The organism is Mesorhizobium sp. M7A.F.Ca.US.002.01.1.1, from assembly GCF_004022955.1.
GTDB lineage: Bacteria > Pseudomonadota > Alphaproteobacteria > Rhizobiales > Rhizobiaceae > Mesorhizobium > Mesorhizobium ciceri.
The window spans coordinates 1-1,455 of record NZ_RZQE01000839.1; the positions used below are offsets into that span (position 1 = coordinate 1).

Below are 1,455 nucleotides of genomic sequence, written 5' to 3' on the forward strand. Positions count from 1 at the left end.
CATTATGATATTGTCTATTGGCCAGGTCGCGGGGAACTTGGTCACGATCTGCAAAGTCTCGTCGTCGAACGCTTTGATGGACTCGACGTTCTCAAGACCGCTGGTGCTGTTCCACCCGACGTTTAGCTCGTCGGGCTTGCCTATGGAATCGTGCAAATAACTATAAGTGAACGCCGCGTCCCTAGCGGTAGCAGGCTGGCCGTCCGACCACTTCATGCCGGGCCAGATCTTGAAGGTCCAAGTGAGGTTGTCGTCGGCGACGGACCAAGATTGGGCAAAGCCCTTTCGATCGTCGTATCGCTGGGCGTCTATGCAGACCAAGAAATCATAGCAAATAGCCAAGGGCCAAAAGGAGCCCCAAGTGGCGAAGGGGTTCATCGAATCAGGGCCTCCACCCAGTCCGCCGATTCGCAGGATGCGATCGTCGCACGACGAGGCGAACGCCCTCGAGTTAATCCCCCAAGGGGTCGCCGAAATCGCCAGCATTGCCTTCATAAGCGCACGACGATTATATGAGTATTGGCTCATTTTATCCTCCCTGTTTGCCGGCTTTATCATCACTTCATGTTCACACGACCACGATGATCTACGGCCTCAACCCGGAACATCTGGCTTCCTTTTGACGGAAGCTCCACAGTCCCCTCATTCCAGATAAGTAGCAGTGCCCAGGGGGGTGGTTCCTGCAAATTGGCCGCTGTGCCTGCATGAATCCGGCGTTTTTCTCGATTCTGGGCACAGCTAGCCAGAATTAAAGTCGATTGGCCGGTTCCAGCTCCTGGCGGCGCCCACGGACAATTCGCATATAGCAAACGAGGCAGTCATTCAGGTTCTGTTCGCGACCTCGGGTTGGAGGGTCCCGTCGAGCCGCAAACGCCTTTATCACGGATGTGTGATGTCGGAATGTCGATGCCGAAATTCCAGAGGATATCCTCTTCCGGCACACGACGGTCTAAGAGGCGTTCGACAAGCTGCGCGCCGCGCAACAACACGGAGCTTGAGCCGCCCGTTGAAAAACGATGTAAACGCTGATGGATCTCCAGCCTGATGCGTGGCCGCCAGCTCGTCGACCGTGAACTATCCGCAAGCCATTGATCTGGCCTTTTGATTGAGGCGGATAGCGTCTTTTGAATTGCAGGATTAGCGGTATTTGGACGCTGTTTTCCTGCAATTCGGTTTTGCGATTCCCTTGTGCTGCGGAGCGTGATTCACTCGGTTCGGCGGCGGCGAATCGAGGGGACGGCGAATGTCCAAGCCACGCGAGACGGGAGAGCAGGACCTGTTCCGCTCCAGGCTCGATCAGATCATCAACATGAAGCAGGCGATCGACCGGCCGGTGCTGGAGGAGCGTTTCGGCGCCGTCTATTCGGACGGCCCCGGCATGCCGCCGCTGCCGACCCGGCTGATGGCGGGGCTGGCGATCCTCAAGCACACCTTCAACCTGTCGGATGAGGTGCT

1 protein-coding gene and 1 pseudogene are annotated in these 1,455 nt (G+C 56.9%); one reads left to right on the forward strand and one right to left on the reverse strand.

Annotated features, from left to right (window positions below; translation table 11 throughout):
• The coding region (locus EN932_RS35980; RefSeq protein ID WP_245483400.1) for an ABC transporter substrate-binding protein at positions 1–528 on the reverse strand (528 nt) is incomplete at its 3' end.
• Positions 529–1,243: 715 nt separating this feature from the next.
• Between EN932_RS35980 and EN932_RS35985 the strand changes: the two are divergent.
• A pseudogene (locus EN932_RS35985) lies at positions 1,244–1,455 on the forward strand (IS5/IS1182 family transposase); the annotation flags it as partial.